The sequence below is a fragment of the Bacillus cereus group sp. MYBK15-3 genome (genome assembly GCF_051916765.1).
GTDB classification, from domain to species: Bacteria; Bacillota; Bacilli; order Bacillales; family Bacillaceae_G; genus Bacillus_A; species Bacillus_A cereus.
On sequence record NZ_JBQAHG010000002.1, the window covers coordinates 71,896 to 96,186 of the forward strand.

Below are 24,291 nucleotides of genomic sequence, written 5' to 3' on the forward strand. Positions count from 1 at the left end.
ACATTTAATTTGAAAAAATTCTCCTTTAATGGATGTATGCAGGGAATATTATCACCATATTATCTTTAAAATATTTTTGAAATCAGTATAAGAAATCCCATCCTTTCAAAGGATGGGATGCTATTAAGAAAATATAAAACTAAGTATTGATACGAATAAAGCGAAACCTAAAATAGTTCCACATATTTTCATATGGCGCTTACGTCCCATTACGACAATCGCAACATATTCGCGAATCATTGCGTTAGGCCAGTAATAAAATGCAGTTTTTGACCCGATTCCTTGGCTATTAAGACCAGCTTGTCTAGCGTATATGCCAGCGCGGAAAAGGTGGAAATTATTTGTGGTAAAAATACTTTTATATTTACCTTCAGGTTTTAAAGAATCCATAATTTCTTTAGAGAACAACATATTTTGATATGTGTTTACAGAGCGATTTTCTTGCACTGTATGTTCAAGAGGAATTCCTTTTTCAACAGCATAATTTTGCATTGCTTCTGCCTCTGGAAGACCTTCATCTGGACCTTGACCACCAGAGAAAATAATTGTTGGTGGTGTATTTACAGCTGCTTGTTTCCAATAGAAGTCGATAGCTTTATTAATGCGGCTTGCAAGTAATGGTGGTACTTTATCATTAATTAAGCCGCTACCAAGAACGATGATGAAATCTTGATTACGTCTTGGTCTGTTGAATTGGTATAAAAAATATGCACTTAAGAAGTTAGATAAGTGTATAAAGAAATATATGGTTATAAGAGAAATTCCACCAAAAATAGGTTGCAAATGTGATGAGAAGAAACTTGCTGGACTTATGAAAAGGAATAATATAGAGAATAAAATACCTAAAGCAGCAATAAGTGTTAAACAGTTAGTAAAACGTCGTCCTTCTCGTTTCATTAAAATTCTCGCATTCAGAAATAGCCCAAACATTAAAGCAACAACACCGAAAGGAATCATAACGATCACTGCTAAAATAGGTAAGACTATTATGTAGCCTAGGATAGTATTACTTGAGTCCCAAGAGACAAGTATACAAAACAGAAGGAAAAAACAGAAAAAGGCATTAAATAAAAAGCCGTTTATTATTTTTCGTGGATCTTTTAAATAGGAGATAAGAAAAATAATAAACAATATAAGAGGAATAATTCCAAAATACATAAATATAGTACACCTCAATTTGTATAATAATTTGACATATCCTTTATATTACATGATTTTATAATTGAAAATGAAAGAAAAAATGATTTAGAATTTTCTCAATAAAATATATAGATACATATGTTACAATGTATGTAAAGCGATATATTAAAAGTAAAATGGTTGAAAAGGCACTCAGTAGAGTGCTTTTTCTTTTTGTATGCAATTGTGCATATTATATTTTTTTTCAAATGAAGAGGATTACAATATAATTTGTAGACAGACTTTATAAAGCAGAATTTAATACAAACATTTCCCTCTACTTTTTGTATCTAACAATCGTATAACAATAAATAATTCTGTTTTATAGTGTCTGTTTTTGAAATGTGTCTTTTTTGAAGGCACCTTTTTTATTAGTATAGATAGTTTTCACTGTTAGCGTAGTGTAAACTATCTATACTAAACATTAGCAATCTTCCGTATAAATATTATCAATTTACTATATATTCCAGTGGTGTTAACCTACATATGAAAGGCTTTCTTTTTCAAAATATTACCCCTAATAAAATTTTGAAGAAGTCAACTGTCTCCAAACTTGTCTTTATGCTTAAAGAAAAAGCACTCAATTTGAGTGCTTTTTCTTATTGAAACATGCTATTTTTCTAGGCGATTTTCATAAAATAAAAGTAAAGAAATGAAAGTGGGTGACAAAATGCCGGCAGTTGTGGAAGGTGTTATTATTGAAAACTGCAATGGAACAATTAATGTAGGTGACAAATATAACGTACAGCCGATTGAAAAGACGAAGGCTTATAATGGATCGGGATCTTCAAATACAGGAATGAAAGTACAAACGTTTAGCGGGATTAGTACAGCTGATGTATGGGATAATGATGCGAATGATCAGGGGATACAGTTTACTTTATAGTACAGTATGTAAAATTGCATAAAATGATGAAGTTGCCCTATGATACAATCTAGCTGTGAGCTGTTAATGATTCTTCTATAGTGTAGTTGTTAGATTAGAAATATAACATCTTATCGAAAATCATACGTACAAAAAAAGACACTTCAAACGAAGTGTCTTTTTTATTTTAGTGATATCCTTTAGCAGAGTCTTTATGAATTTTATTTTTAAAGATACTGTAGCTCCAAAGCTGATATCCAATAACGATTGGTACCATGATCATTGCAACGAAGAACATAATTTTTAAGTTTAATTGACTACCAGCTGCGTTGTATAACGTTGTACTGTATGCATCGTTAATACGAGATGGTAACATTCTTGGGAACATACCTGCAAAGCCAGTTGTCATAAACATTGCGATTGTTAGGCAAATGAATGTGAATGCAAGGCCAATTTTATGTTTGTACACCATAATAAGTGCGAGTACACTCATTAGCATTGCAAGTACTGGAAGAATGAATAGTACCGGATATTCCGTAAAGTTTTGGAATAAGTTTGTCCGATTAGCAGTTGCTACATAGAAGATAGCTAAAATAATAGCAGCTGCCATTGAAAATGGTCTTGCGATTTTATAAGCACGATCAGATACTTCACCAGTCGTTTTAATCATGACCCAAAGGGCACCGGATACGACAAATATAGCAGTGAAGAAAAGACCACCTAATATACCGTAATGGTTTAGTAAGCTAAGTAAATTTCCTTCATAGCCATTTTTTCCGATTTGTAGTCCGTAATAAAGATTAGCGAATGTAACACCGAATAAGAAGGCGATTAGGAAACTGCCAATTGCAAATGCCCATTTACAAGTTTTTTGCCAAATTGGTGAATCATCTTTATGCATGAATTCCAGTCCAGCGGCACGAGCAAATAGTGCAAGTAATACTAAGAATAACGGTGTATATAAATAACTAAACATATTAGCATATGTGACTGGGAAGGCAGCAAATGTTGCGCCACCAGCTGTAATTAACCATACTTCATTACCGCCCCAGAACGGGCCAATTGCTTCTTGTAATTGATTTCGTTCTTGTCGGTCTTTCGTAACGAAAGGAAAAATCATTCCGTTACCAAGTGCATACCCGTCAAGAATGAAGTAAACTGTCCAAATCACGCCCCATAAACCGAACCAGATGATTGCAAGCATATCATGAGACATGAGCCACACCTCCCTCAGTAGCAGGTTCTTCTAATGCGGCAGGTCCTTTTTTCGCGAACTTCAGCATTAAGTATACGTCTGCGATTAAAAGTAAAGTGTAGAATAAAATTAAACTAATTAATGAGAACCAAATTTGCGGGACAGATATAGGTGATACAGATTCTGCTGTACGCATTAGTTTATATACTGTCCATGGTTGACGACCTACTTCAGCGACAATCCATCCTGCGTTAATCGCGATATAAGGAAGTAAGACAGACCATATTGTAATTTTTAAATAACGTTTTGAGTTTTCTAGTTTTCCTTTTCGGTTTAAATAGAAGCCATACCAAGTTAATGCCATAAAGAACATACCGAGTGCAACCATTAAGCGGAAGCTATAATACACAAGGTTAACATTTGGACGTTCATCTTTCGGAATATCTTTTAAACCAACAATTTCGCCATCAAATGAATTTGTGTAGAAGAAGCTTCCGAGTTTTGGAATCGTAAGGAATTCAAAGTTCTTCTCATTTTTTACATCAGGAATTTGAACAATTGAGAAGCCTTGTCCTTTTCCAGTTTCCCAAACTGCTTCCATCGCAGCTCCTTTTGCGGGTTGATATTTAGCTGCTGATACACCAGATTGATGTCCCATAAACGGTGTAATTGTTGCGGCGAATAAGCCTAACATTAAACCAAACTTAAATGATTTTTTGAAGAATTCTACTTCATTTTTACGTAATAAGTGATAGGCACTAATTGCCATAACGAAGAAAGCACCTACGATATAACAACCAACTACAGTATGGAAGAACATATTCCAAGCGTATGGATTCGTAACGAGTGCCCAGAAATCATTTAATTCAGCGCGGCCGTTACGTACTACGTAGCCAACAGGGTTTTGCATAAAGCCGTTTGCTGTAATAATCCAAAGTGCGGAAATGTTTGTTCCAAGTGCAACCATCCACATACAGAAGGCACGGAACTTTGGTGAAATTTTGTCTTTACCGAATAACCATATTCCCATGAAAGTAGATTCTAAGAAGAAGGCAACGAGTGCTTCGATTGCGAGAGGTGATCCGAAAATGTCTCCCATATATTTGGAGTACTCAGACCAGTTTGTTCCAAATTGGAATTCCATCGTAATCCCGGTTATAATCCCCATTACGAAGTTAATTGTAAATAATTTACCCCAGAAATTTGCCATTTTACGGTATGTTGGATTCAATGTGCGGGCGTATTGAGTTTCCATACATGCTACTAAAATGACAAGTCCGATTGTCAAAGGTACAAATAAAAAGTGATAAAAAATAGTAATTGCAAATTGAAAACGACTTAGTAACAGAACGTCGGACATAATAAATATTCACTCCTTTTTTACATTATCTACAATCAGTTTATAGTGAAAATACGTTTAAAGTATGTGAAACTTGTTACAAAGATGTGTGTATATTTTGAAAGAATTATGTCGATTATCTGAAAATATCTTATTTTTACTATAAAGCGATATCCTTTTTGAGTTTTTCATATTTTGGTACACTATTTATGTAGTGTAAACGAGAGAAAAGAGGGTCCTTTACTATGAAGTCATTAGAAGAGATTTTGCAGTACAATGAGAAATTTGTTGAAGAGAAAAAATATGAAGAGTTTGTAGCGGGGAAATTTCCAAACAAAAAGATGGTAATTATTTCTTGTATGGATACACGACTTGTTGAACTATTACCAAAAGCGATGAATATGCGTAACGGTGATGTGAAAATTATTAAAGTAGCAGGCGCTGTTATTTCACATCCATTTGGAAGTATTATGCGTAGTATTTTAGTCGCTGTATACGAACTTGGCGCTGATGAAGTATGTGTAGTTGGTCACCATGATTGTGGTATGGCAAAAATTCAAGCAAGCAGTACGATTGAGAGAATGAAAGAACGCGGTATAACAGAAGAGAAATTAGATATGCTTCGTTATTCTGGAATCGATTTAGAACAATTCTTGCGCGGTTTCTCTAGTGTGGAAGAAAGTGTAGAACATAGCGTATCAGTACTTCGCAACCACCCATTACTTCCGGAAGAAGTACCTGTTCACGGTCTTGTTATAGATCCTGATACAGGAAAATTAGATTTAGTTGTGAATGGTTACGACAATTAAGAATTTACTTTGTCATCCTTTTTATCTGGGACAGGATCAAATCCTCCCGGGTGGAAAGGGTGACATTTTAATATACGCTTACAAGTAAGCCAAAAGCCTTTGAGTGCACCATGTTTTTGAAACGCCTCTAATCCGTAATGAGAACAAGTTGGATAAAAACGACATGTTGGTGGCGTCATCGGAGAAATGAACTTTTGATAAAAGCGTATAATCCCAATAAAAATCTGTTTCATAACGGTCTCCTTTTCAGCATATTCTTAAAGTATTATAGCACGACTGTACATAATACTTTACTAATGTGCATTTCCGTTATATCATATTGGATATAACGGAATTAAATTAAAAGCGGGAGAGATGTTGTATGCCATCAGTAGAAAGCTTTGAATTAGATCATACGATTGTAAAGGCACCTTATGTAAGACATTGCGGAGTTCACAATGTAGGTAGTGACGGTATTGTAAATAAATTTGATATTCGTTTCTGTCAACCGAATAAACAAGCAATGAAACCAGATGTTATTCATACGTTAGAGCATTTATTAGCATTTAATTTACGTAAATATATTGATCGTTATCCGCATTTTGATATTATCGATATTTCACCGATGGGCTGCCAAACAGGATATTATCTTGTAGTGAGCGGAACGCCAACAGTTCGAGAAATCATTGATTTATTAGAACTAACATTAAAAGATGCGGTTCAAATTACAGAAATTCCGGCTGCAAATGAAACGCAATGTGGTCAAGCGAAGCTTCACGACTTAGAAGGAGCACAACGCTTAATGAACTTCTGGTTAAGCCAAGATAAAGATGAACTTGAGAAAGTTTTTGGATAAAAAGAAAAACTGCCTGTGAAAGGGCAGTTTTTTTATTTGTAGAAATGTATGTATAAAGAGTATTGACTCTAACGTATACGTCAAAGTTTATAGTAGAGATAAATAAAGTAAAGGGAGGAAATGATGGATAAGTATAGTATTGGCGAAATTTCAAAAGAAACGAATGTAACGACGAGAACACTTAGATATTATGAGGAAATTGGATTGTTAAAACCGTCGTACGTTGCCGATTCAGGATATCGTTACTATTCAAAAGATGATGTCATTACATTGCAGCAAATTACAACTTTTAAAAAGCTTGGTTTTAAGCTTTCAGAAATAAAAGAAGTATTAAAAGAAGAAAAGGGGATTTCAGAAGAAGAAAGATGGAAAAGTGCGATTCAAAATGAAATTCAAACGATACAAGGGGAAGTAAAAAAATTACAGGATTTAGAAAAGCTACTATATACAACATTTCATTCCATTGAATTAACAGGAGAGCTTAGAACAGAAGATTTAATGTTATTTATAAAATCCGTACAGGGAATTGACCAGAGGAAGAAATTTTGGAAAAGGTATTTTAATGAGGAAGAGCAGCAGATTATTCAGGGTTTACCAACATTTGAAGAAAGCGATAAAAGAACGCAAGAGTGGCTGCAAGTATTAAGAGAAATTCGTGAGCGTATAAATGAACCAGTAGATTCACCAGAAGTTCAACAATTGGCGGAAAAAGTAGTGGGTTTTTCTATGCATGTATTTCAAGAAGATGAACAATTAATAAATAAGTATTGGGAATTAATTAGACCTGAAGAGGGGGAGATTGCAAAAGTATATGGACTTGATTCGGAAACAATGAAGTATATAGATGAAATGGTAGAGTATTATTTGAAAAAGGAGGAAGATAAATGACAGCTATGCAAAAAGAGAAGCTATATGGAAAGGAGCACGCGAGATTAGAGCGGCAATACTTTTATAAACATGTGGGTATTTTCATTCTTGCACAGCTACTATTTATTTTTGTAATAGGGCTTGTACCAGTTCAAGAATTACCAAGTGGATCTTATATTTTTCATATGAAAGAATGGATTTTGAATAAACAAATAGGTTTTTATCAAAATGAAACTGTTAATACGATTGTAAATGTTTGGACATCGATACTTATGATTCATTTTATATGGGCGATGTCTTACGTTCTTTTTCCGAAAAAGAAACGTAGCTCTTCAAAACAAGTAATACGACAAGAGATAAAAGAAGAAGTGAAAAAGAAAAAGGAGATTAGTACAAATCGGGCTTGGCTGTATTTAGTATTTGGCGGCTTAATCGAAATATATTGGGCAACTGGATTAAAAACAAATTCGATGAGTATTTTGACACTTATTGCAATTTTAGTTAGCTTTCATCTATTAATTGAAGCGACGAAAAGAATCCCAATTGGAACCGCATATGCAGTATTTACTGGAATTGGGACAGTGGGAACGATAGTAGTAGATATTGTGTATTTTAAAGAGCCATTTTCGTTTATTAAAATTTTCCTTGTTTGTTTATTAGCATTATTTATTATCGGATTGAAATTTAGTGGCGGCAAGGAAGAGGTGAAATAAAATGGCGTGGATGTATTTAATTATAGCCGGGCTCTTTGAAATTGTCGGTGTAATTGGGATAAAGAAAGTAGCAAAAGATAATAATTGGACGAATAATATTATTTTAATAGGTGGCTTTATTATTAGTTTTCAATTTTTAACGATGGCGCTTCAAGAAATTCAGTTATCAATTGCATATGCAGTTTGGACTGGAATTGGGACGCTCGGGGCAGCGTTTGTGGGTATTTTATTTTTTCAAGAGCCGAAAAATGCGTTTCGAATTATTTGTATCGTAGGAATTATGGGGACGATTATTGGATTGAAAATGGTGAGTTAAAGAAGAGCTGAAATGCTCTTCTTTTTCTTATATGCATTTGAACCTCCTAATAGAAAGGTAATTACCGAGAGACAAAAATTATAATAGCAACAATGAAAGTGAGTATGCCAGAAAAGAAGGAGAGTATACTATGTACTTTCTTTTGTTTCTGTTTTTCTTCTGCACTCATGATGAAAGTCATAATAGATAAGGCGATGAGCATATAAGGTAATGTAACAAGTGCGTTTGTAAACATTCCGGATAGAGCGAGAGCGATGACGATAAGAGCGGATACAATTCGTAATGTTTTTAGCATACAAATCTCCACCTTTTAAATAGAGTATTTACCGAAATAGTTCTGATAAGCTAAGAAATAAAGCACCAGAGCCAGCCATGAAAGCGAGTATACCGCTAGATTTTCTGTCTTGTTTTATTTCTCCTATCGCTACAGTGAAAGCCATTAATCCTAAGAAAAAGAACATATAAGGCATTATTTCTCTATTGCCAGTAAAAAATCCATAGATTGCTATACATAAAGCGACAAATGCAAGAGTAATTCGAATGCCATTTAACATAAAAACCCTCCTTCTATTTTATCTCGCATTTAACGGGCAGTAAGACCCCACTGATTAAAGTTTCACTTTATGTAGGTAACGATAAGAACAATCCAAGAGAAAGCTCCAGCAGCAATACAAATAAAGCCTGTTCCTGAATCCATTTTCTTTATTTGTTCAATTGCGATGAGAAATAGTAAAGCTCCTAATAGAAATTGTGAAAGTGGTAGAAAGTTATTTTGACCTGTATAGAGCCCAATTGCTGACATAATTATCACAGCGAGTGCGATTACAATGCGAAGTATACGAAGCATATTATGAACCCTCCTTATTATTTTTTGCGTAAGGGTTATCTTCTGGTTTATCAACAGAATGTTTATAAGCGTAGCCTTTGTTAATCGTCATGACCGAGAGTACTAGTATGACTAGGACGATGATAATACCGATAATTAATATTTTCAGCATGAAATCCCTCCTTTTCTTTATTTTACATAATTTTGTATTTGATGAAAACAATAGAAATTAAAAGGATGAAAGAAGGGTGTTACATGGAGACGAAAAAAACATATTATATATCAATAGGAAATGGTCAAATTTCACAAGTGAAGACGGCGGATACGTATAATTTTGAGATTTCCGCAAATGATGAGGAAATTACGGAATTAAGAGAGCACTTTGATCAAGCATATGTAGAAGATTTAGGGTCATTTGTACGCTCCCACGTTCCATTTGTTGAGTATCATCACGATTCAAATAATGACCGATATGATGAACAACTACAAAAAGCATATAAAATGATTTACGATTTAGGAAATCATGAGACGAAAGAATTAGTCGCGCAAATGGGAATAATCAATGGATTGTAATTGGATAATATTATGCAGAAAAGCGAGAATATGCTACAATTTGTGGTAGGAAAAACTTGTAACCATCAATAGGGGAGTAATGGCATGTACAAATTTAAAGATTATTACCACAACACTGTACAATTATCGTTTGAACGTTATCCATTTTCTCCTGAGCCAAAGCATGTTTGGGTTGTATGCCGGTACGGGGATCAATGGTTATTAACGCATCATTTACGTCGCGGTCTTGAATTTCCAGGTGGTAAAGTAGAACTAGGGGAAACACCGGAAGAAGCGGCAGTTCGAGAGGTTCATGAAGAAACCGGCGGCATAGTTTCTGATTTAACTTACTTAGGACAATACAAAGTATCTGGAAAAGACAAAATAATCATTAAAAACATTTATTTTGCAACAATTAGTGCGGTAGAAGAACATACGCATTACGAAGAAACGAAAGGGTCTGTTTTATTAAAAGACATTCCTGACAACATTAAAACGAATAGAAAATTTAGCTTTATAATGCGCGATGACGTATTAGCGCGTACGATGAAACATATAGAAGAAATCGGCTGTTTTACGAAGTAAAGTAGCCGGTTTCTTTTTTTTGTATGTAAGAATAAATGTAAATATATCTTTACATTATTTTGGTTATATTATACAATTTTGTAAAGATATATTTACATTTTAGGAGGGGGAAGATGGATAAAAGAAAAGAAACGACTGTTACTGTTTCGATGGTTAAATTAAACTTTTCTTTATTTTTTATAATAATTGCTTTGTCGTTTGGAATTGGTTATTTGCATATATTTCTTTCAGGTGGGGTTCAAGTTGAAGTTACATTATTAACGATTTTTCTTTTTATTATCGCAATGATTGTTCTCGTTTGTATTCATGAGGCAATACATTTAATTGGTTTTCGCTATATCGGAGGTGTTCCGTGGAGTGAACTAAAATGGGGCGTTAATTGGAAATTAGGTGTTGCATATGCTCATTCTAAACAGGCGGTTACAGTAAAGCAAATGAAGAAAGTGTTAATGCTTCCGTTTTTACCAACTGGAATTTTGCCAATTGTATTGGGATTAGCTATGAATCTGGAGCCACTCTCATTTTTAGGAATTCTACTAACAGCAGGTTGTATCGGTGACATTGCCTTATATCAAAAAGTTTCAAAGTTTCCAGATGATGCGCTAGTAAAAGATCATCCGAGTAAACCACAGTTTACAGTGTATGAATAATAAAGAAAGAGGAGGCGTTTTTGAATAACTGCCCCCTCTTCCTTTATTATCACTTTTTTCCGGTAAATCGATATATTATGAAAATCATTAATATGATTTAATTACTATTATTATGTTTTTATCTCGCTATTTGCCGGGCAGTAAGACCCCCCACCTCAAAATTCAGCGGGAGCAATGAAGTAGGTGGGGGCGGCGGATTAAAGTTTCACTTTATCTCCACCTCCACCTCTAAAAACGAAAGCACCTCCAACAAATCATCTACGATACGTGAATGCTTAAAATTCCCCCAAAACGAATCTTTTTTCCAAACACCAAGAATCCCTACTTGTTCAGAACCAAGCACATCGTTTTCTGGATGATCTCCAACATAAAGACATTCTTCTGCCTTCACATCTAGTCTTTGCAAAGCACGTTCGAAAATTTCAGGATGAGGTTTTTTAATTCCTTCAGCTTCTGAAACGAGAATGGTGTTTGTATACGTATGTATATGTAGTGCTCGAAGGTTGCTCATTTGAAATTCAGTAAAACCATTTGTAATAATACCAATTTTAATGTTTCGCTGTTTTAACTGTTGAAGTAGTTCATGCGTGTTTTTGAAAGGAATGCAATGATGTTGGAAGTTTGTAATATAGTCGTGTAGTAGTTGTTCTTGCGTTAAAGTAGTAATGTTGTATTGGGAAAGGAGAGTAGCATATACTTTATCCTTCCACGTATAGCCATTATTATCGAGTTCAAGAAATCGAGAACAATACTCTGTTTTCTCTACGCTCTTCAAATGTGAGGCGAAGCGATTATATTGCTCACAAATAAATTGTTCTAAAGATTGGCGCCGATCTAATAGTGTTCCATCTAAGTCGAATAAGATTGCACGAATCATGGGAAGCCTCCTTGCAGTTTTTATAATTAATTATCGCATATTCGCAAAAAAATGATTATGATATTTTGTAGAATGGAATAATGGGGGATTGTATGAAGAAACTGTATGGCAAGTTAGTGTGTTGTATTATAGCAAGCAGTTTAGTTGCAGGATGCGAGAGTGCTATCGAGGTTACGAAAGAAAAAGAAATTTGTAAAACAGAAGAAGAGTGCACGCAAATAGGAGATAAAACATTACAAAAAGTATATAAAAAGATAGAGGGACTTTCAGAACTTGAAAAAGTAGAGGATTATGACATAGAAGAGTATGAAAGTATGAATATGAAAGAGGCGGAACAGAAAAAAGAAGAGGATGACAATTACTTCTTTTTAGCTTCTTATTATATCGATGATGATGAAATTGTAGATCCTTATTTTGAGAAATTGGATCGTAAGAGATTGAATAAAGTTTTTGCAGATGACAAAGTAGCAAAAGATGATTTGTTAAGCCAGCGACAAGATAGAGAGTATCATGAAACGTTATGGGACATGTATCGCACTCTCATTCCAGTGAAATATCGTGAGAATATAACAGGGTTTGATCTAATAACGGATGGTTATGACGGCGTTGTTGCCCATGTCATGCCAAGTATGGATGACCCGAGAGATTGGTTGCTTAGTTTAGACGTGCTCGATTCTGGGGTGAATATAGATGAAGTGATGAAAACATTAATTCATGAAACGGCTCACGTATTAACGATTGGGCATAAACAAGTACCAGTGGATAGGAAATATTTAGAGGCGTTTGATGAAGAGAAAGACATTTCATCATATCGAAATAAATGTAAAACGGTGTTCTTGAAAAATGGATGTGCGAGAAAAACTTCGTATATTAACCAATTTTATAATGAATTTTGGAAACCAATTGAGCAAGAGTGGACAGAAAAGAAAGTAGAAGAAAGTGAAGAGGCACAAATTGAATTTTATAAAGAAAAGCATGATGATTTTGTATCGCTGTATGGAACAACAAATGTAACGGAGGATATCGCAGATACATTTACAGCGTTCATTTTACAAGATTCAAAAAAGGTGAAAGAAGGAACAGAGTTAAAATATAAAAAAATTGCTTTCTTCTATCAGTTCCCTGAGCTTGTAAAAATGAGAGCGGAAGTGCTGTCGGGATTATATGATGTTTCAAAAACGATAGAACAACAAAGTGGAGACTAATGTGAGTTATGCTTTCGATATAGTTTCGTTAAAGAAAAGCGTGAAGAATTTTTAATTCTTTGCGTTTTTTTATGTTGATAAAATTGAAAATTCTGTATTTTTATTAAAAAGAAGAAGGAACTTGCGGTATAAAATAGAATTAGTATAAAAATGTCACAATTTAGACACAATTATAATGCGCGTGTTGTAGGGACTATAAGTTTACTCTCGAGGAGGTAATGAAACGTATGAAAACGATTCTTGCTGTTGCTGGTCTCATTTGGGTAATGTCTCACGGTTTTCCGATTTTTGAAGGGGAGCAAATTCGTAGTGCTTTGAATGAAAAGTTTAATGATTATCATGTGATAGATCGAAAAGATAATGTCGTTACAGTACGTGTGAAAGACTGTTTCCATACAGTTACGGTTGCGGATGGAAACATTACAAATGAAACGAAAATGTGTGATAAAAGGTAAAAGAAAGAAGCTGACTATAGCGCACTGTTTTGAGTCAGCTTCTTTTTCTTTTTCCAATTAGAATTTTTTCAAATGCCTCAACAAATACATACATAAGAGTTGCAAGAACACATGTGAGTAGTACGCTAAGTAAGACGAGTGTGAAGTTAAAGACTTGGAATCCGTAGCTAATTAAGTAGCCAAGTCCTTGTTTGGAAACGAGAAGTTCTCCGAAAATAACACCGACCCAGGATAAACCAACATTTACTTTTAACGTTGAGATAATTGCTGGAAAGGATGCAGGGAGAACGACTTGCTTATAACATTGCCATTTATTTGCGCCAAATGTGTCCATCACTTTTATATAGTTAGAATCGACTTCTTGAAATGCACTGTAAATAACGAGAATGGTAATGATGATGGAAATGATTACTCCCATTGCGATAGAAGATGAAATGTTTGGACCGAAAATAACGATGATGATTGGACCGAGTGCAACTTTTGGCATTGCATTTAGGACGACGAGGTAAGGATCAAGTACGCGGGCTAGAAGTGGCATCCACCAAAGAAACGTGGCAATAATAGCACCGAGTACCGTTCCGAGAATGAAGCCTACTCCTGTTTCCAGCAATGTCGTCCATATGTGGACCCAAAGTGAACCATCGATCCATTTCGTTAAGAAGAGATCCCAAATACTCGAAGGAGAACTAAAGAGTAAAGGATCGATCCATTCTTTTTTGCTAGCTATTTCCCATAGTGCAAAGAAAAGAATAAGTAGTAAAAGCTGTAATGAGCGAGCAATCCAAGCACGCCTGCGTTCTTTCTTTCGAAATTGTTCATGTAGTTGTTGTATATTATCCAAGTCGTTCCAGCTCCTTCCATATATCTTGAAAGAGGGCTGGGAAATCGTAGTGATGGCGTGCTTCTAACGGTGATAAAGAACGGATACTTTCCGGGACGATAAAGGTTTTTGCGATTTTTCCAGGATTCGCTTGCAGTAAATAAATACGATCACTCATCGCAATCGCCTCTTCAATATCGTGAGTAACAAGTAGTGATGTTTTCTTATATTTATTTAGTAAGTTGAAAACGAGTTCTTCTAGTTTTAATTTCGTTTGATAATCGAGTGCGGAGAATGGTTCATCTAGTAATAAAATTTTCGGATCAGTTGCTAACGTTCGAACGAGAGCAGCACGTTGACGCATACCGCCGGATAGTTCACGAGGATATTGTCCTTCTACCCCATGTAGACCGACTTGTTTTAAAAGATTTAAAGTATGTTCTTTCATCTGTTCATCATAAATCTTTCGAATATGAAGTCCAAGCATAATATTTTCTTCAATTGTTTTCCACGGGAATAAGTAATCTTGCTGCAACATATATCCCATAGATGAAGTTTTCGTTGTAATTGGTTCACCATCTAAAAAGACGATACCATCAATTGGATCAAGTAGTCCAGCAATGATTGAGAGGAGCGTTGTTTTACCGCAACCACTTGGGCCGAGTATAGAAATAAATTCGCCTTCTTCCACTTGTAAGCTCATATCTTCGAGAATAAGTTTGGCATTCTCTTTTGCGAAAAAACAGTGAGAAACGTTACGTATTTGTAAAAAACTCATACACTTCGCCTCTATTTCTTAATAACGCTTTCGGCAATTTTTGTATTGACGAGCGCTTCATGTGGGACTTCTTTTTGTAATTCACCAGCATCTTTCATAATCGTTTGGAGCTGTTTCCATTCTTCCGCATCTAGTAGTGGATTTGTCGCATAAGAATGTTGTTTTTTATACCGTTCAATTACTTTTACTGTAATGTCTTTCGAAGTGTCTTTAAATAGCGGAGAAACAGCATCAGCAATCTCTTCTGGACTATGTGTATCAACCCATTGCTGTGCTTTATAGAGCGCACGTGTGAACTTTTCAGCAGCAGCTTTATCTTTCTTTAAGAAACTTTCTTTTGCCATGAACGTTGTATAAGGAACAGTACCAGATTCATTTCCGAATGAAGCGACGATATAACCTTTACCTTCTTTTTCGAATATGCTTGCAGTCGGTTCAAAGAGCTGCACAAACTCTCCTGTACCAGATGCAAAGGCATTTGCAATATTAGCAAATTCGATATTTTGAATTAAGTTCGTATCTTTCCGAGGATCAATTCCATTTTTCTTTAAAACGTATTCCCCAACCATTTGCGGCATGCCGCCTTTACGCTGTCCTAAAAATGTAATACCTTTTACGTCATTCCAATTAAAAGAGTCTAGTTTTTTACGTGAAACTAAAAATGTCCCATCTGTTTGTGTAAGCTGTGCAAAGTTAATGACAGGGTCTTTCGCTCCTTGTTGATGAACGTAAATAGACGTTTCAGAACCGACGAGAGCAATATCAATTCCGCCAGATAATAGGGCGGTCATCGTTTTATCGCCACCAGCTGTTGTTTGTAGGTCAATATTTAGTCCTTCATCTTTAAAAAATCCTTTTTCAATCCCGACATATAATGGGGCATAGAAGAGAGAATGGGTAACTTCGCCAACGCGAATGTTTTGAGTTTGTTCTTTCGTACTTTCTTTTTTACTACTACAAGCAGCAAAAGTAAAAACAGCTAGTAACATGATGCAAAAAATCGCGATTAATTTTTTCACTATATAACACCTCCTAGAAGTCACTCTACAAGCATGATATGTAGGTAAGTGCCCATATGTGAGTGTAGATAGCAGGAATTTTTTGGGTGGTAAAGAAGTACAAATATAAGGGGTGATAAAATGGAGTACGAATACGATGATAGCGTACATTTACATCTTGATTATTTCGGGACAGAATGTGATATGGAATCGATCGCTTATAAGAGGAAGAATGAAGACGTATGGGATGTGTATTTTAATTTTGGAGTATACGGTATTCAGAAAGACGATGTAGAGTTAGGTAGGTTTATGGACGAATATGCCGGTTATTACGTTTTTTCTGTACATGCTCGCGATCTTAGTTGGGAATTTGGAAGTGCCCAGTTTGAAGAGTGGGTTTTGAAAAATCGGATAGTAGAAAAAACGCTACAAAAATAGGAGGAATTTTGTGATTGGATTTCTCATCTTATTATTTATTTTTGTGGCCGGATTTTTTATTATGCAAATGCTTATTTACCGATTTGCAAAGAAAAACATCCATAAATATACAAAAATAAAATGGTTTCATATGTGGCTACATATGAATATGAAAAAAGGACCGAGATTAGATTTTTTTGATTTTGTAGTTATAGTGCTCGTATGTATCGTATGGAAAATATGGCTGCTTCCTTTTATATAATACACATACTAATCATTTTCTCTTTTCGTTATAGTAATAGTTGTAAAAAACTTGCATTTATACGTAAAACAGTGAGTGGTGTTGTGAAAGATATTTTGACAAATACAGACACACATACATACGGAATTAAAGTGTGATTACAGAATGGACAAATTGGCCGTGTGTAAAGTGTGGGGGAATAAGAAAGAGGTCGTCCAACGGTGGACGACCTCTTTCTTATTATGCTTGATTAGTGCGGAAGAATGGAAGCTTCTGCACAATGTGAATTAATCCGTATGCAAGAATTAAGCACATAAGAGGATTAATGAAAAATCCATAGCGATTAATTGCTAAGAATAAGTTTGAGAAGATAATGTAAATAATTGAACTTGCTACTAGCATCATAACGCGTTTATGTTTAAATGAATTTAGCATGAAGCAGAAGCTGCTCAAGAATGTACCGATGATAAACACTCTATGACATAGTTGCATAAAGTTGTGAATACGATATTGGTCTACAGCAGGAGCTGTTTTGAATAATTCAATTGTTTTACCGACAGTGAACCAAGAGAACCAATAAGTGAAGTCCGTCTTAAATCCGTTCTTAATTAATTCTTTTGCGTATGCACCTTTGTCATCTAAGCCTTTAGCTCTCATTTCATTTACTATATTTTCATATCCAATTTTATTAAATGGATCTGCACCGGCAATTAGTGGATCTGCACCTTGGGTTGAGAATAAAATAAATTGGTTGAGTGCTAAGTAGTTACGAACAACCCATGCGCCAATAATAAAGAAAGGTCCGATAAACCATAACAATCCGATTCGAATGGATTCTTTAAATCCATATGTAAATAACACAACAAGAACAGGAATAAGCATCATTGGAGCTGGATTTGGACGGAACATAAGTAAAATTGAAACGACAACTCCAAACCATATATGGAATTTCACTTTATTGTATTTCCATGCGAGAACAAATACATATACACATAACGCCAATAAGAATATGGATGGAACTTCTGTTAGCAATGTACGGAAGTATGTATAGTTACTTGGATAAATAGCATATAAAATACTTGCAACAATTCCATAAATGTTTTTTTCGAACAATTCTTTTCCTATTAAGAATACTAATAGCACTGTGCAAAGGTTCATGATCATGTTAATAACAGTTGCTACGTAATAGTAAGGAATTGATGTAATATCAGAAATAATCATAGCGCCAGCTAATAGTAATGGCTGACCTGGTGTAATATATGCATTTTTCCCTGGAACTTCACTAGGTTCTAAATACACATAACCAAATACACCATGTTTTAATAGTTGTTCAGCTGTTAACGAATAGTTAAAGGCATCATTTGCACCATATGTTACTTTGACTAACTCTCCATCTAATCCTGGCTGTTTTATTAAACAAAAAACGTGCAACAGGAAAGAAAGCGCCAAAATTGCATATACCGCTTTAGGCAAACTCTTAAACTTAGTAAGCAAAAATGAGCAACTCCTTTTTTATTAATTCTTTCGTATTTTTATGTGAAATCTTTAATAGTATTAAGGATTTCCAAAACATAGTTATTATATCATAAAGTGGAATGCTGAAATTAAGTTTTTCAAGAATGAGTAATTTGTATACCACAATTTAACTGTTGATTAAGGGAATATTAAGACAATACATTTATGGTAGAAGCAAGTATGCAGACGAAATATGTAATATATGTTATTTTAATAGAAATAGTTCTTTCGATGCGGGGGAAATTAAGACATAGAAACGAGGGAATGAATTGAAGTATGGTTCTACACTTTTTCATCTTCCAAAAAGAAATATATTAATTTCTAGCATTATAAGTAGTATGGTGACTTTATTAGTAATAACTATGCTGTTTATGATTTTAAAGGTTTTTAATTTAGACATGATGAAAGATCATTTAAATCAAAAGCTTGTTTTAAGTGTTATGATGATTTTCATATGGGGCATAACGTTTTATATTACGCATTTCAATAAAAAAGAGATGCCTATACTTAGAGCATCCCTGCGAGTGCATTTTATATTACTTTTATTAGCTCATACAGTAGCGTTATTTTATATTGTCATGCAAGTTAATATGAGTTTCATAGAGGCAATGAATTGGATTTACTTTTATAATATGCAGTTTATATTAAGTTTTGTAGTAATTTATGCAATATATATTCTTGTATATAATTTAATAGGTAAGGTTTTTCTAAGTATGGTTTTAACGAGCTGTACGTTAGTCATTTTATGTATTGTGAATTATTTGAAGCTTATTTTCAGAGGTGATCCGTTATATCCTTCTGATTTCACACAAATTACGCATATGCAATCTGTTATACCGATGGTGATGGACTATTTTAGTTGGAGTTATATTTTTGTCATTATCGTAAGTATCGTAGCTTGTATTGTAGCAGGGATATATATGAGAAGGTATATTCAAAATGTAAAGATTCATCTAGGAATAAGAGCCTTATTAGTAGTAGGATCTATTTTTGTTCTATATGCGTACGGTAATTTTGCGAATACATTTATGAATAAAGTATTTCAAAAATCAGGTGTAGATTTTGTTTTGTGGAATCAAAATGAGAACTACGCTTCAAATGGTTTTGTACTTGGGTTTATTAGCAATTTAGATACAACAGTTATGGAAAAACCAAAAAATTATTCTAAAGAAAATATGCTTCAAATAGCAAACGATATAAAAAAACAATATAGTGGAAATATAGGGAATCAAAAGAAAAAAAAGAAACCGAATATTATTTTTGTAATGAGTGAATCGTTTTGGGATCCGACGAAAGTAACCAACCTTTCTTTTAGTGAAGATCCTGTACCAAATTTGCATCATTATATAGAAAACTTTCCTGGGGGACAAACTATTTCTCCTACATTTGGGGGAAATACAGCGAACGTTGAATTTGAGGCATTAACAAGTTATTCAATGAGTTTGTTAAAGCCAGGTTCTATACCATATCAGCAGGTTATTACAAATAAGAAAGAAGTTCCATCAATCCCTACGGCGTTGAAAAAAGAAGGTTATTATACAAGTGCAATTCATTCATTTGGTCGCACATTCTTTAAACGTGACGATGTATATAAGGTGTTAGGATTTGATAAGTTTAATGCAGAGGACACGATGGAAAATGTGGATATTGATGGAGATTATATTAGTGATTTAGCGATGAGTAAAGAGATAATTGCTGAGTTAGAGGAACAAAAACAGCCAACATTTATTCATGCAGTTACGATGCAAAATCATTTTCCATTTACAGAAGGCCGATTTGGTGAAAACCTAATAGAAATTAGCGGTCTAGAAAATGAAGAATCAAAAGGAGAATTAGAGACGTATACAGAAGGATTAAGACGTTCAGATGAGGCCCTTCAATATTTAATAGAGCAACTAGATAATTTAGATAGACCTACATTATTAGTATTCTTTGGAGATCATCTTCCATCATTAGGAACAAATAAATCTTTTTATAAAGAAAATGGGTATATAACGAATGAAAAAACACCGAGCGAACGTTTAGCGATGGCGCAAACTCCGTTATTAATGTATGCAAACTTTGATATGCCAAATGATAATTTAGGTTTAGTAAGCCCAATTCATTTTTCTAATCTTATTTTTGATTATGCAGGATTAAATAAATCCTTATTTTATCAATTTTTATCGGAACTTTACAAGGAAATACCAGTGCTTAGAGATGAATTAAAAGTTGATAAAAATGGAGAAGTAATCAATGATTTAACAAAGAAACAAAAAGAAATGTTAGAGCAATATAAAATGCTTCAATATGATTTACTCGTTGGAAATCAATATAGTAAAGATATCCTCTTTAAATAAAAGAAACAAAAAGAACTTGTATAACGATACAAGTTCTTTTTTCATAGTATTTAACGGGGTAACCAGACAAGCTGGGTTTAGGGAGTATTACTTGTACATTTAGTATATATGAAAATGTAATCGTTTTATTCGTGTATTTGTGAGAAATGTGTGAATTTTATGTTTTATAAAAACGATTATGTTAACTTTCATTCTTATATTGCAGTTGTTATGTTTGTAAAAATTTTATCAGTTCTTTATTTAATTCATCCGCTTGATCGATTGGTGAACCATGACCACTATTTGTAAGAGCATGTAACTGAGAATTTTTAATTCGTTGTTGTGTAAGTTCAGCACTTTTGTAAGGAATTAGTTGGTCGTGAACGCCGTGGAAGATTTTTGTTGGGACGTTAATTTTATTTAAATCTTTCGTTACATCTTCATTTGCAGCTGCTTGTAAAATTTTGATAAGGGCATAAGAAGCGGACTGCATACCGAGATAAGAAAACCATTCAAGGGTTGCAGCTCCTAAGTTTCTATTGAAAAAGGATAAAGATACATCATTTAAAAATTTTGGTAAATTAGCATACATTTGATTAATGAGAGCATCTGCTTGTTCTTTCGGTACACCGTAAGGGGACTCTTGATTTTTAACGAAAGAGGGGGAGACAGCGTCAATTAATGCGAGCTTAGAAATGCGGCGGCCATTATAGCGAGACATATAGCGAATAGAAAGAGCACCACCAACTGAGAAACCGACTAATGTAGCGTTCTCTACTTGAAGTGCTTCCAGAACAATTGCGATATCATCGGCTAATCGATCATACGTGTAACCAGTCCATGGCTTATCAGATTGCCCATTCCCTCGTATATCCATGGCAATACAGCGAAAGCCATGCTCTGGTAAAACATTGAGTTGATATTGATACATTTGATGATTTAAAGGCCATCCGTGAACGAAGAAAACAGTCTTACTACCTGGACCAGGATTAACGTCTTGCACAAAAATATGCACATCTTTCTCGACAGTAACAAACATAAAACTCCCCCTGTTCTATCAATAGGCTCCATTCTAAAAGCTTTGTTTTACTTTTTAGGCCGTCTATATAAAACATTCTCCATAATATATGTATTAATGATCATAGATTTTATGCTCTGTATATAGTCTAAATATATTGCGTTTTTGGTACGATTTTCCTCAAATGTTCGATTTATCTTTGTTTGTCTATGAAAATCATTTATTATAATAAATGGTATTCTTTGAGATGTTATTTTGAAGGGGTGTTGAAGTGAAAGAAAGTTTTCTATCATATAAAGAAGAAGAAAGGAATGCAAAAATCCTTTTATGGGTGTTATATGTCATTGTTATTGCATATCAAATTTTTTATCCAATCGTATTAGAAGATAAATCAATAATGGATAAGGGATACAACATAGTATGGCAAGTTATTTGCGGAGTAGCAATACTGTGCGTGAATATATATTTACTGAAAAAAGAAAAGGCAAACCTTGTTAAATATGCATGGATATTTGCATACATAGGGATAGAAATCGCTAATATAATTTCGTATATTTTTTATAATAAGGCGGCGTTTGATGCGACAAATATAATAGAAATTATTCTCATTTTCTTTGTACCCATATTTTTAAATAAAAAATTTTATGTGTTTTTGCTTTCCTCTATTGTAGGAAAATATTTAATTTATTTATTTGTATTAGAGGAAATAAAAGCATTTATGTTCCTTATTATGTGTACACTTATGTTAATAGCTGCATATATCATTTTAAATCGATTTTTACAATATCTTTCAGCCGTAAAGGAAAGTATTGCGATTGCTAGTGAATCACAAAAATTAGCAGTAATCGGAAAAATGGCAGCGACTGTTGGACATGAAATTAAAAATCCACTGGCTTCATTAAAAGGATTTACGCAATTACAACGAGAGAAGCATGAAGAGGATCCTATTTATAAACGTATGATTTTTGAAATAGAAAATATGAATAATATGATAAGTGAGTTGATGGAAGTTGCTACATGCAAACCTTCTATTTATAAGAAACATGATGTAGGAAAAATTGTATTACAAGTAATAACAAGTCTTCGCGGAAAAATGAATGAATTAAACGTGCAGTTTATTTCTAATGTGGAAGAAAAAACAATAGAAGTTGAATGTGATGAACGAAAAATAAGAGGAGTCTTTTTATATACGATAAAAAATGCTTTAGAGGCAATGGAACAAGGTGGCATATTACATTTACAATTAGAGAATAAAGGGAAAGAATATGTAATAATCAGCGTAATCGATAATGGTCATGGTATTAAGCAAGAAAACTTAACCCGTGTTACAGAAGCCTTTTATACAACGAAACAAGATAAAATTGGTCTGGGACTTACGGTAGCGAATCGAATTGTCGCCGAGCACCTTGGTGAGCTGCATATTTCAAGTGAAAGAGATACTGGAACGAGAATAGACATCATTCTCCCAAGGAAGTGTGGAAATACTGAAATCCAAGTGGAAGAAAAGCTAGGAGTTACCATATGAATAAAGGCTATATATTTAAAAATGAAGAAATAAAGGCATTGAAAGTATTTTTAAGTTTATTTTTTATTATATTTTTTGTGTATGATCTTGCCTATGAATTTATCGTACCTTTAATCGCGGGAGAGCAAGAAGGCGTAGGAAAGTTTGAAGATGGTTTAGGTTTATGGCTTTACCTTTTGACGGTAGTATTGTTTTGCATTGGAATATACTTTATGAAATGGAAGAATGTTTTTGTGGTAAAGTATATTATTCTAATTGGCTATAATGTATTAGATTGTATCCATAACATTATGATTTATTATGGTAGCGATGCGGAATTTGACGGTGGAAATATAGTAGAAGTATTTTTTATTTTGTTCGCACCAATCTTTGTGAACAAAAGATATTTCTGGTTAGTTCCAGCGATACTTGTCGGGAAGTACGCTCTTACAGGAATCATTATTCAATCTTCTCTCGTTTTAATCCCAATGGCATTATATAGTGTATTTACTATTATATGTTGGATTATATTTTTGAGGGTTCAGTCTTACGTTCGTACGCTTGAGATGATGGACAAAGAAATAAAACAGACAGAAAAACTAGCAGCTGTTGGAAAAATGGCAACGGTTATTGGTTATAAGATTAGAAGACCTTTAGCAAACTTAAAAAAACTTGTGAATAAACAAGCCGACAAGCATCCAGAGGATAAAATTTATAGTGATATTATGAAACAAGAAGTAGATCGGATTCATATAATTGCTACAGAACTTAGTGGATTTGAGAAATCTAAATCACTAGAATCAGAAACTCATAACATACAAGAAATTATCTCTTATGTTATTCGAGTTATGGAAAAGCCTGCTTTAAAACAAGGAGTCCACATACAAGGTATTTACAGTAAAGACTTACCGTCCATTACATGTGATGAAAAACGATTAAAACAGGTCTTTTTTAATTTAATCAAAAATGCAATTGAAGCAATGTCAGTTGGGGGAACAATTACGATTAAAGTTACTGTAAAAGATGGAATCATCGTTCAAGTGAAAGATGAGGGATGTGGTATTCCAAAAGATAAAATTCCAAAGTTAAATGAAGCCTTTTATACAACGAAAGAAACAGGAACTGGTCTAGGTTTAGTAGTTACAGAAAAAATTATTAAAGACCACAATGGTAAAATGAGTTTTGAAAGTGAAGTTGGGGTTGGAACAACGGTTGAGGTTATGTTACCACTGCATTAAATAGAGAAAACATCACTTATTTGGAAGTAATGTTTTTGTGTTCTTCTTAGGTAGACGTTCTAAAAAAGAGGACGATAACGAAAAATAATATATTGATAGTGTAAAAAGAAAATAATGGATGTTTTACTATGAAAAATATATAATGGCTTTGTCTGTTATTTGTTGTAGTTCATTTA

Annotated in this window: 30 protein-coding genes and 1 pseudogene; 17 read left to right on the forward strand and 14 right to left on the reverse strand. The window is 33.9% G+C overall.

What is annotated here, in order from left to right; genetic code table 11:
- Positions 1–123: 123 nt before the first annotated feature.
- Positions 124–1,158 carry a YdcF family protein gene (locus ACTFR8_RS08710; protein ID WP_002098000.1) on the reverse strand — a complete coding sequence of 345 codons (1,035 nt, stop codon included), beginning with the start codon at positions 1,156–1,158 and terminating at the stop codon, positions 124–126.
- 673 nt (positions 1,159–1,831) lie between these two features.
- On the opposite strand from ACTFR8_RS08710, the gene ACTFR8_RS08715 reads away from it, so the two are divergent.
- Positions 1,832–2,065, forward strand: coding sequence for a spore germination protein (locus ACTFR8_RS08715; protein ID WP_002001299.1), 234 nt, complete (start codon positions 1,832–1,834; stop codon positions 2,063–2,065).
- Between the two features lie 166 nt (positions 2,066–2,231).
- Here ACTFR8_RS08715 and cydB read toward each other — a convergent pair whose 3' ends face one another.
- Positions 2,232–3,260 carry a cytochrome d ubiquinol oxidase subunit II gene (gene cydB / locus ACTFR8_RS08720; protein ID WP_000017658.1) on the reverse strand — a complete coding sequence of 343 codons (1,029 nt, stop codon included), beginning with the start codon at positions 3,258–3,260 and terminating at the stop codon, positions 2,232–2,234.
- Positions 3,250–4,599, reverse strand: a complete 1,350-nt coding sequence (gene cydA, locus ACTFR8_RS08725; RefSeq protein ID WP_001286188.1) for a cytochrome ubiquinol oxidase subunit I — start codon at positions 4,597–4,599, stop codon at positions 3,250–3,252. Before cydA ends, cydB begins: the two co-directional genes overlap by 11 nt.
- Positions 4,600–4,823: 224 nt before the next feature.
- On the opposite strand from cydA, the gene ACTFR8_RS08730 reads away from it, so the two are divergent.
- Complete coding sequence (locus ACTFR8_RS08730; RefSeq protein ID WP_000838164.1) at positions 4,824–5,387, forward strand: beta-class carbonic anhydrase; 564 nt, start codon at positions 4,824–4,826, stop codon at positions 5,385–5,387.
- On the opposite strand, the gene yidD is transcribed toward ACTFR8_RS08730, so the two are convergent.
- Complete coding sequence (gene yidD, locus ACTFR8_RS08735; protein ID WP_000809334.1) at positions 5,384–5,620, reverse strand: membrane protein insertion efficiency factor YidD; 237 nt, start codon at positions 5,618–5,620, stop codon at positions 5,384–5,386. The two genes, ACTFR8_RS08730 and yidD, sit on opposite strands and share 4 nt — an antisense overlap.
- Positions 5,621–5,748: 128 nt before the next feature.
- Between yidD and luxS the strand changes: the two genes are divergently transcribed.
- The 4 genes from luxS to ACTFR8_RS08755 all read left to right on the forward strand — a co-directional run bounded on the left by luxS (position 5,749) and on the right by ACTFR8_RS08755 (position 8,118).
- Positions 5,749–6,222 carry an S-ribosylhomocysteine lyase LuxS gene (gene luxS / locus ACTFR8_RS08740; RefSeq protein WP_001141371.1) on the forward strand — a complete coding sequence of 158 codons (474 nt, stop codon included), beginning with the start codon at positions 5,749–5,751 and terminating at the stop codon, positions 6,220–6,222.
- Positions 6,223–6,345: 123 nt separating this feature from the next.
- Positions 6,346–7,110, forward strand: a complete 765-nt coding sequence (locus ACTFR8_RS08745; protein WP_098871825.1) for a MerR family transcriptional regulator — start codon at positions 6,346–6,348, stop codon at positions 7,108–7,110.
- Positions 7,107–7,802 carry a DMT family transporter gene (locus ACTFR8_RS08750; RefSeq protein ID WP_083432572.1) on the forward strand — a complete coding sequence of 232 codons (696 nt, stop codon included), beginning with the start codon at positions 7,107–7,109 and terminating at the stop codon, positions 7,800–7,802. Before ACTFR8_RS08745 ends, ACTFR8_RS08750 begins: the two co-directional genes overlap by 4 nt.
- A 1-nt stretch (position 7,803) precedes the next feature.
- A complete protein-coding gene (locus tag ACTFR8_RS08755; RefSeq protein WP_252209707.1) occupies positions 7,804–8,118 on the forward strand; it encodes a DMT family transporter in 315 nt (104 codons plus the stop codon).
- A 61-nt stretch (positions 8,119–8,179) separates the two neighbouring features.
- Here the strand turns inward: ACTFR8_RS08755 and ACTFR8_RS08760 are convergent, their stop codons facing one another.
- From ACTFR8_RS08760 to ytzI, 4 genes are all read right to left on the reverse strand, one after another.
- Positions 8,180–8,413, reverse strand: coding sequence for a hypothetical protein (locus ACTFR8_RS08760; protein WP_030028737.1), 234 nt, complete (start codon positions 8,411–8,413; stop codon positions 8,180–8,182).
- 28 nt (positions 8,414–8,441) lie between these two features.
- Positions 8,442–8,672 carry a YczI family protein gene (locus ACTFR8_RS08765; protein WP_030028735.1) on the reverse strand — a complete coding sequence of 77 codons (231 nt, stop codon included), beginning with the start codon at positions 8,670–8,672 and terminating at the stop codon, positions 8,442–8,444.
- 62 nt (positions 8,673–8,734) lie between these two features.
- On the reverse strand, positions 8,735–8,965 hold the full coding sequence (locus ACTFR8_RS08770; RefSeq protein ID WP_087875831.1) for a DUF3953 domain-containing protein: 231 nt from the start codon (positions 8,963–8,965) through the stop codon (positions 8,735–8,737).
- 1 nt (position 8,966) lies between these two features.
- A complete protein-coding gene (ytzI, locus tag ACTFR8_RS08775; protein WP_071721094.1) occupies positions 8,967–9,116 on the reverse strand; it encodes a YtzI protein in 150 nt (49 codons plus the stop codon).
- 83 nt (positions 9,117–9,199) lie between these two features.
- Between ytzI and ACTFR8_RS08780 the strand changes: the two genes are divergently transcribed.
- The 3 genes from ACTFR8_RS08780 to ACTFR8_RS08790 all read left to right on the forward strand — a co-directional run bounded on the left by ACTFR8_RS08780 (position 9,200) and on the right by ACTFR8_RS08790 (position 10,731).
- Positions 9,200–9,517, forward strand: a complete 318-nt coding sequence (locus ACTFR8_RS08780) for a hypothetical protein (protein ID WP_000448409.1) — start codon at positions 9,200–9,202, stop codon at positions 9,515–9,517.
- Positions 9,518–9,601: 84 nt separating this feature from the next.
- Positions 9,602–10,081: an antimutator 8-oxo-(dGTP/GTP)ase gene (gene mutTA, locus ACTFR8_RS08785; RefSeq protein WP_000276385.1), complete on the forward strand. Its 480-nt coding sequence runs from the start codon at positions 9,602–9,604 to the stop codon at positions 10,079–10,081.
- A gap of 113 nt (positions 10,082–10,194) precedes the next feature.
- Positions 10,195–10,731: a DUF3267 domain-containing protein gene (locus tag ACTFR8_RS08790; protein WP_044584928.1), complete on the forward strand. Its 537-nt coding sequence runs from the start codon at positions 10,195–10,197 to the stop codon at positions 10,729–10,731.
- Positions 10,732–10,936: 205 nt separating this feature from the next.
- Here the strand turns inward: ACTFR8_RS08790 and ACTFR8_RS08795 are convergent, their stop codons facing one another.
- On the reverse strand, positions 10,937–11,608 hold the full coding sequence (locus ACTFR8_RS08795) for an HAD family hydrolase (protein ID WP_030028728.1): 672 nt from the start codon (positions 11,606–11,608) through the stop codon (positions 10,937–10,939).
- A 92-nt stretch (positions 11,609–11,700) separates the two neighbouring features.
- Here ACTFR8_RS08795 and ACTFR8_RS08800 point away from each other — a divergent pair, with 92 nt between their 5' ends.
- Both ACTFR8_RS08800 and ACTFR8_RS08805 read left to right on the forward strand, forming a co-directional pair.
- On the forward strand, positions 11,701–12,813 hold the full coding sequence (locus ACTFR8_RS08800) for a hypothetical protein (RefSeq protein WP_000737829.1): 1,113 nt from the start codon (positions 11,701–11,703) through the stop codon (positions 12,811–12,813).
- A 227-nt stretch (positions 12,814–13,040) separates the two neighbouring features.
- A complete protein-coding gene (locus ACTFR8_RS08805) occupies positions 13,041–13,268 on the forward strand; it encodes a hypothetical protein (protein WP_000849112.1) in 228 nt (75 codons plus the stop codon).
- Positions 13,269–13,302: 34 nt separating this feature from the next.
- On the opposite strand, the gene ACTFR8_RS08810 is transcribed toward ACTFR8_RS08805, so the two are convergent.
- Genes ACTFR8_RS08810 through ACTFR8_RS08820 form a run of 3 tightly spaced genes read right to left on the reverse strand, consistent with a single transcriptional unit; the run spans position 13,303 to position 15,885 of the window.
- Entirely contained in the window at positions 13,303–14,109 is an 807-nt protein-coding gene (locus ACTFR8_RS08810; RefSeq protein WP_000368822.1) for an ABC transporter permease, read from the reverse strand.
- Positions 14,102–14,866 carry an ABC transporter ATP-binding protein gene (locus ACTFR8_RS08815; protein ID WP_000009025.1) on the reverse strand — a complete coding sequence of 255 codons (765 nt, stop codon included), beginning with the start codon at positions 14,864–14,866 and terminating at the stop codon, positions 14,102–14,104. The genes ACTFR8_RS08810 and ACTFR8_RS08815 overlap by 8 nt, the downstream gene beginning before the upstream one ends.
- Positions 14,867–14,877: 11 nt before the next feature.
- Positions 14,878–15,885 (reverse strand): ABC transporter substrate-binding protein, encoded by a 1,008-nt coding sequence (locus tag ACTFR8_RS08820; protein WP_200509856.1) that lies wholly within the window; start codon positions 15,883–15,885, stop codon positions 14,878–14,880.
- A 120-nt stretch (positions 15,886–16,005) separates the two neighbouring features.
- Here ACTFR8_RS08820 and ACTFR8_RS08825 point away from each other — a divergent pair, with 120 nt between their 5' ends.
- From ACTFR8_RS08825 to ACTFR8_RS08835, 3 genes and pseudogenes are all read left to right on the forward strand, one after another.
- Complete coding sequence (locus ACTFR8_RS08825) at positions 16,006–16,302, forward strand: DUF3986 family protein (protein ID WP_000455580.1); 297 nt, start codon at positions 16,006–16,008, stop codon at positions 16,300–16,302.
- A 10-nt stretch (positions 16,303–16,312) separates the two neighbouring features.
- Complete coding sequence (locus ACTFR8_RS08830) at positions 16,313–16,543, forward strand: hypothetical protein (protein WP_000578981.1); 231 nt, start codon at positions 16,313–16,315, stop codon at positions 16,541–16,543.
- Between the two features lie 65 nt (positions 16,544–16,608).
- Positions 16,609–16,680: pseudogene (locus ACTFR8_RS08835) on the forward strand (DUF2196 domain-containing protein); the annotation flags it as partial.
- Positions 16,681–16,762: 82 nt separating this feature from the next.
- On the opposite strand, the gene ACTFR8_RS08840 reads toward ACTFR8_RS08835, so the two are convergent.
- Positions 16,763–18,016 (reverse strand): glycosyltransferase family 39 protein, encoded by a 1,254-nt coding sequence (locus ACTFR8_RS08840; protein ID WP_252209706.1) that lies wholly within the window; start codon positions 18,014–18,016, stop codon positions 16,763–16,765.
- Between the two features lie 290 nt (positions 18,017–18,306).
- Between ACTFR8_RS08840 and ACTFR8_RS08845 the strand changes: the two genes are divergently transcribed.
- A complete protein-coding gene (locus tag ACTFR8_RS08845; RefSeq protein WP_200509857.1) occupies positions 18,307–20,376 on the forward strand; it encodes an LTA synthase family protein in 2,070 nt (689 codons plus the stop codon).
- A gap of 208 nt (positions 20,377–20,584) precedes the next feature.
- Here ACTFR8_RS08845 and ACTFR8_RS08850 read toward each other — a convergent pair whose 3' ends face one another.
- Positions 20,585–21,394, reverse strand: coding sequence for an alpha/beta fold hydrolase (locus ACTFR8_RS08850; RefSeq protein WP_000498279.1), 810 nt, complete (start codon positions 21,392–21,394; stop codon positions 20,585–20,587).
- A gap of 250 nt (positions 21,395–21,644) precedes the next feature.
- On the opposite strand from ACTFR8_RS08850, the gene ACTFR8_RS08855 reads away from it, so the two are divergent.
- Together ACTFR8_RS08855 and ACTFR8_RS08860 are read left to right on the forward strand one after the other, a co-directional pair.
- Positions 21,645–22,898, forward strand: a complete 1,254-nt coding sequence (locus ACTFR8_RS08855) for an ATP-binding protein (RefSeq protein WP_044584925.1) — start codon at positions 21,645–21,647, stop codon at positions 22,896–22,898.
- The gene (locus ACTFR8_RS08860) at positions 22,895–24,115 is read left to right on the forward strand and encodes an ATP-binding protein (protein ID WP_001032638.1); all 1,221 of its coding nucleotides are present in this window, start codon (positions 22,895–22,897) and stop codon (positions 24,113–24,115) included. The genes ACTFR8_RS08855 and ACTFR8_RS08860 overlap by 4 nt, the downstream gene beginning before the upstream one ends.
- The last annotated feature ends 176 nt before the right edge of the window (positions 24,116–24,291 follow it).

Coding starts and splice junctions, on each gene's coding strand:
- ACTFR8_RS08710 (WP_002098000.1), bottom strand. CDS start 1,158: ATGTATTTTGGAATTATTCCTCTTATATTGTTTATTATTTTTCTTATC.
- ACTFR8_RS08715 (WP_002001299.1), top strand. CDS start 1,832: ATGAAAGTGGGTGACAAAATGCCGGCAGTTGTGGAAGGTGTTATTATT.
- cydB (WP_000017658.1), bottom strand. CDS start 3,260: ATGTCTCATGATATGCTTGCAATCATCTGGTTCGGTTTATGGGGCGTG.
- cydA (WP_001286188.1), bottom strand. CDS start 4,599: ATGTCCGACGTTCTGTTACTAAGTCGTTTTCAATTTGCAATTACTATT.
- ACTFR8_RS08730 (WP_000838164.1), top strand. CDS start 4,824: ATGAAGTCATTAGAAGAGATTTTGCAGTACAATGAGAAATTTGTTGAA.
- yidD (WP_000809334.1), bottom strand. CDS start 5,620: ATGAAACAGATTTTTATTGGGATTATACGCTTTTATCAAAAGTTCATT.
- luxS (WP_001141371.1), top strand. CDS start 5,749: ATGCCATCAGTAGAAAGCTTTGAATTAGATCATACGATTGTAAAGGCA.
- ACTFR8_RS08745 (WP_098871825.1), top strand. CDS start 6,346: ATGGATAAGTATAGTATTGGCGAAATTTCAAAAGAAACGAATGTAACG.
- ACTFR8_RS08750 (WP_083432572.1), top strand. CDS start 7,107: ATGACAGCTATGCAAAAAGAGAAGCTATATGGAAAGGAGCACGCGAGA.
- ACTFR8_RS08755 (WP_252209707.1), top strand. CDS start 7,804: ATGGCGTGGATGTATTTAATTATAGCCGGGCTCTTTGAAATTGTCGGT.
- ACTFR8_RS08760 (WP_030028737.1), bottom strand. CDS start 8,413: ATGCTAAAAACATTACGAATTGTATCCGCTCTTATCGTCATCGCTCTC.
- ACTFR8_RS08765 (WP_030028735.1), bottom strand. CDS start 8,672: ATGTTAAATGGCATTCGAATTACTCTTGCATTTGTCGCTTTATGTATA.
- ACTFR8_RS08770 (WP_087875831.1), bottom strand. CDS start 8,965: ATGCTTCGTATACTTCGCATTGTAATCGCACTCGCTGTGATAATTATG.
- ytzI (WP_071721094.1), bottom strand. CDS start 9,116: ATGCTGAAAATATTAATTATCGGTATTATCATCGTCCTAGTCATACTA.
- ACTFR8_RS08780 (WP_000448409.1), top strand. CDS start 9,200: ATGGAGACGAAAAAAACATATTATATATCAATAGGAAATGGTCAAATT.
- mutTA (WP_000276385.1), top strand. CDS start 9,602: ATGTACAAATTTAAAGATTATTACCACAACACTGTACAATTATCGTTT.
- ACTFR8_RS08790 (WP_044584928.1), top strand. CDS start 10,195: ATGGATAAAAGAAAAGAAACGACTGTTACTGTTTCGATGGTTAAATTA.
- ACTFR8_RS08795 (WP_030028728.1), bottom strand. CDS start 11,608: ATGATTCGTGCAATCTTATTCGACTTAGATGGAACACTATTAGATCGG.
- ACTFR8_RS08800 (WP_000737829.1), top strand. CDS start 11,701: ATGAAGAAACTGTATGGCAAGTTAGTGTGTTGTATTATAGCAAGCAGT.
- ACTFR8_RS08805 (WP_000849112.1), top strand. CDS start 13,041: ATGAAAACGATTCTTGCTGTTGCTGGTCTCATTTGGGTAATGTCTCAC.
- ACTFR8_RS08815 (WP_000009025.1), bottom strand. CDS start 14,866: ATGAGTTTTTTACAAATACGTAACGTTTCTCACTGTTTTTTCGCAAAA.
- ACTFR8_RS08825 (WP_000455580.1), top strand. CDS start 16,006: ATGGAGTACGAATACGATGATAGCGTACATTTACATCTTGATTATTTC.
- ACTFR8_RS08850 (WP_000498279.1), bottom strand. CDS start 21,394: ATGTTTGTTACTGTCGAGAAAGATGTGCATATTTTTGTGCAAGACGTT.
- ACTFR8_RS08860 (WP_001032638.1), top strand. CDS start 22,895: ATGAATAAAGGCTATATATTTAAAAATGAAGAAATAAAGGCATTGAAA.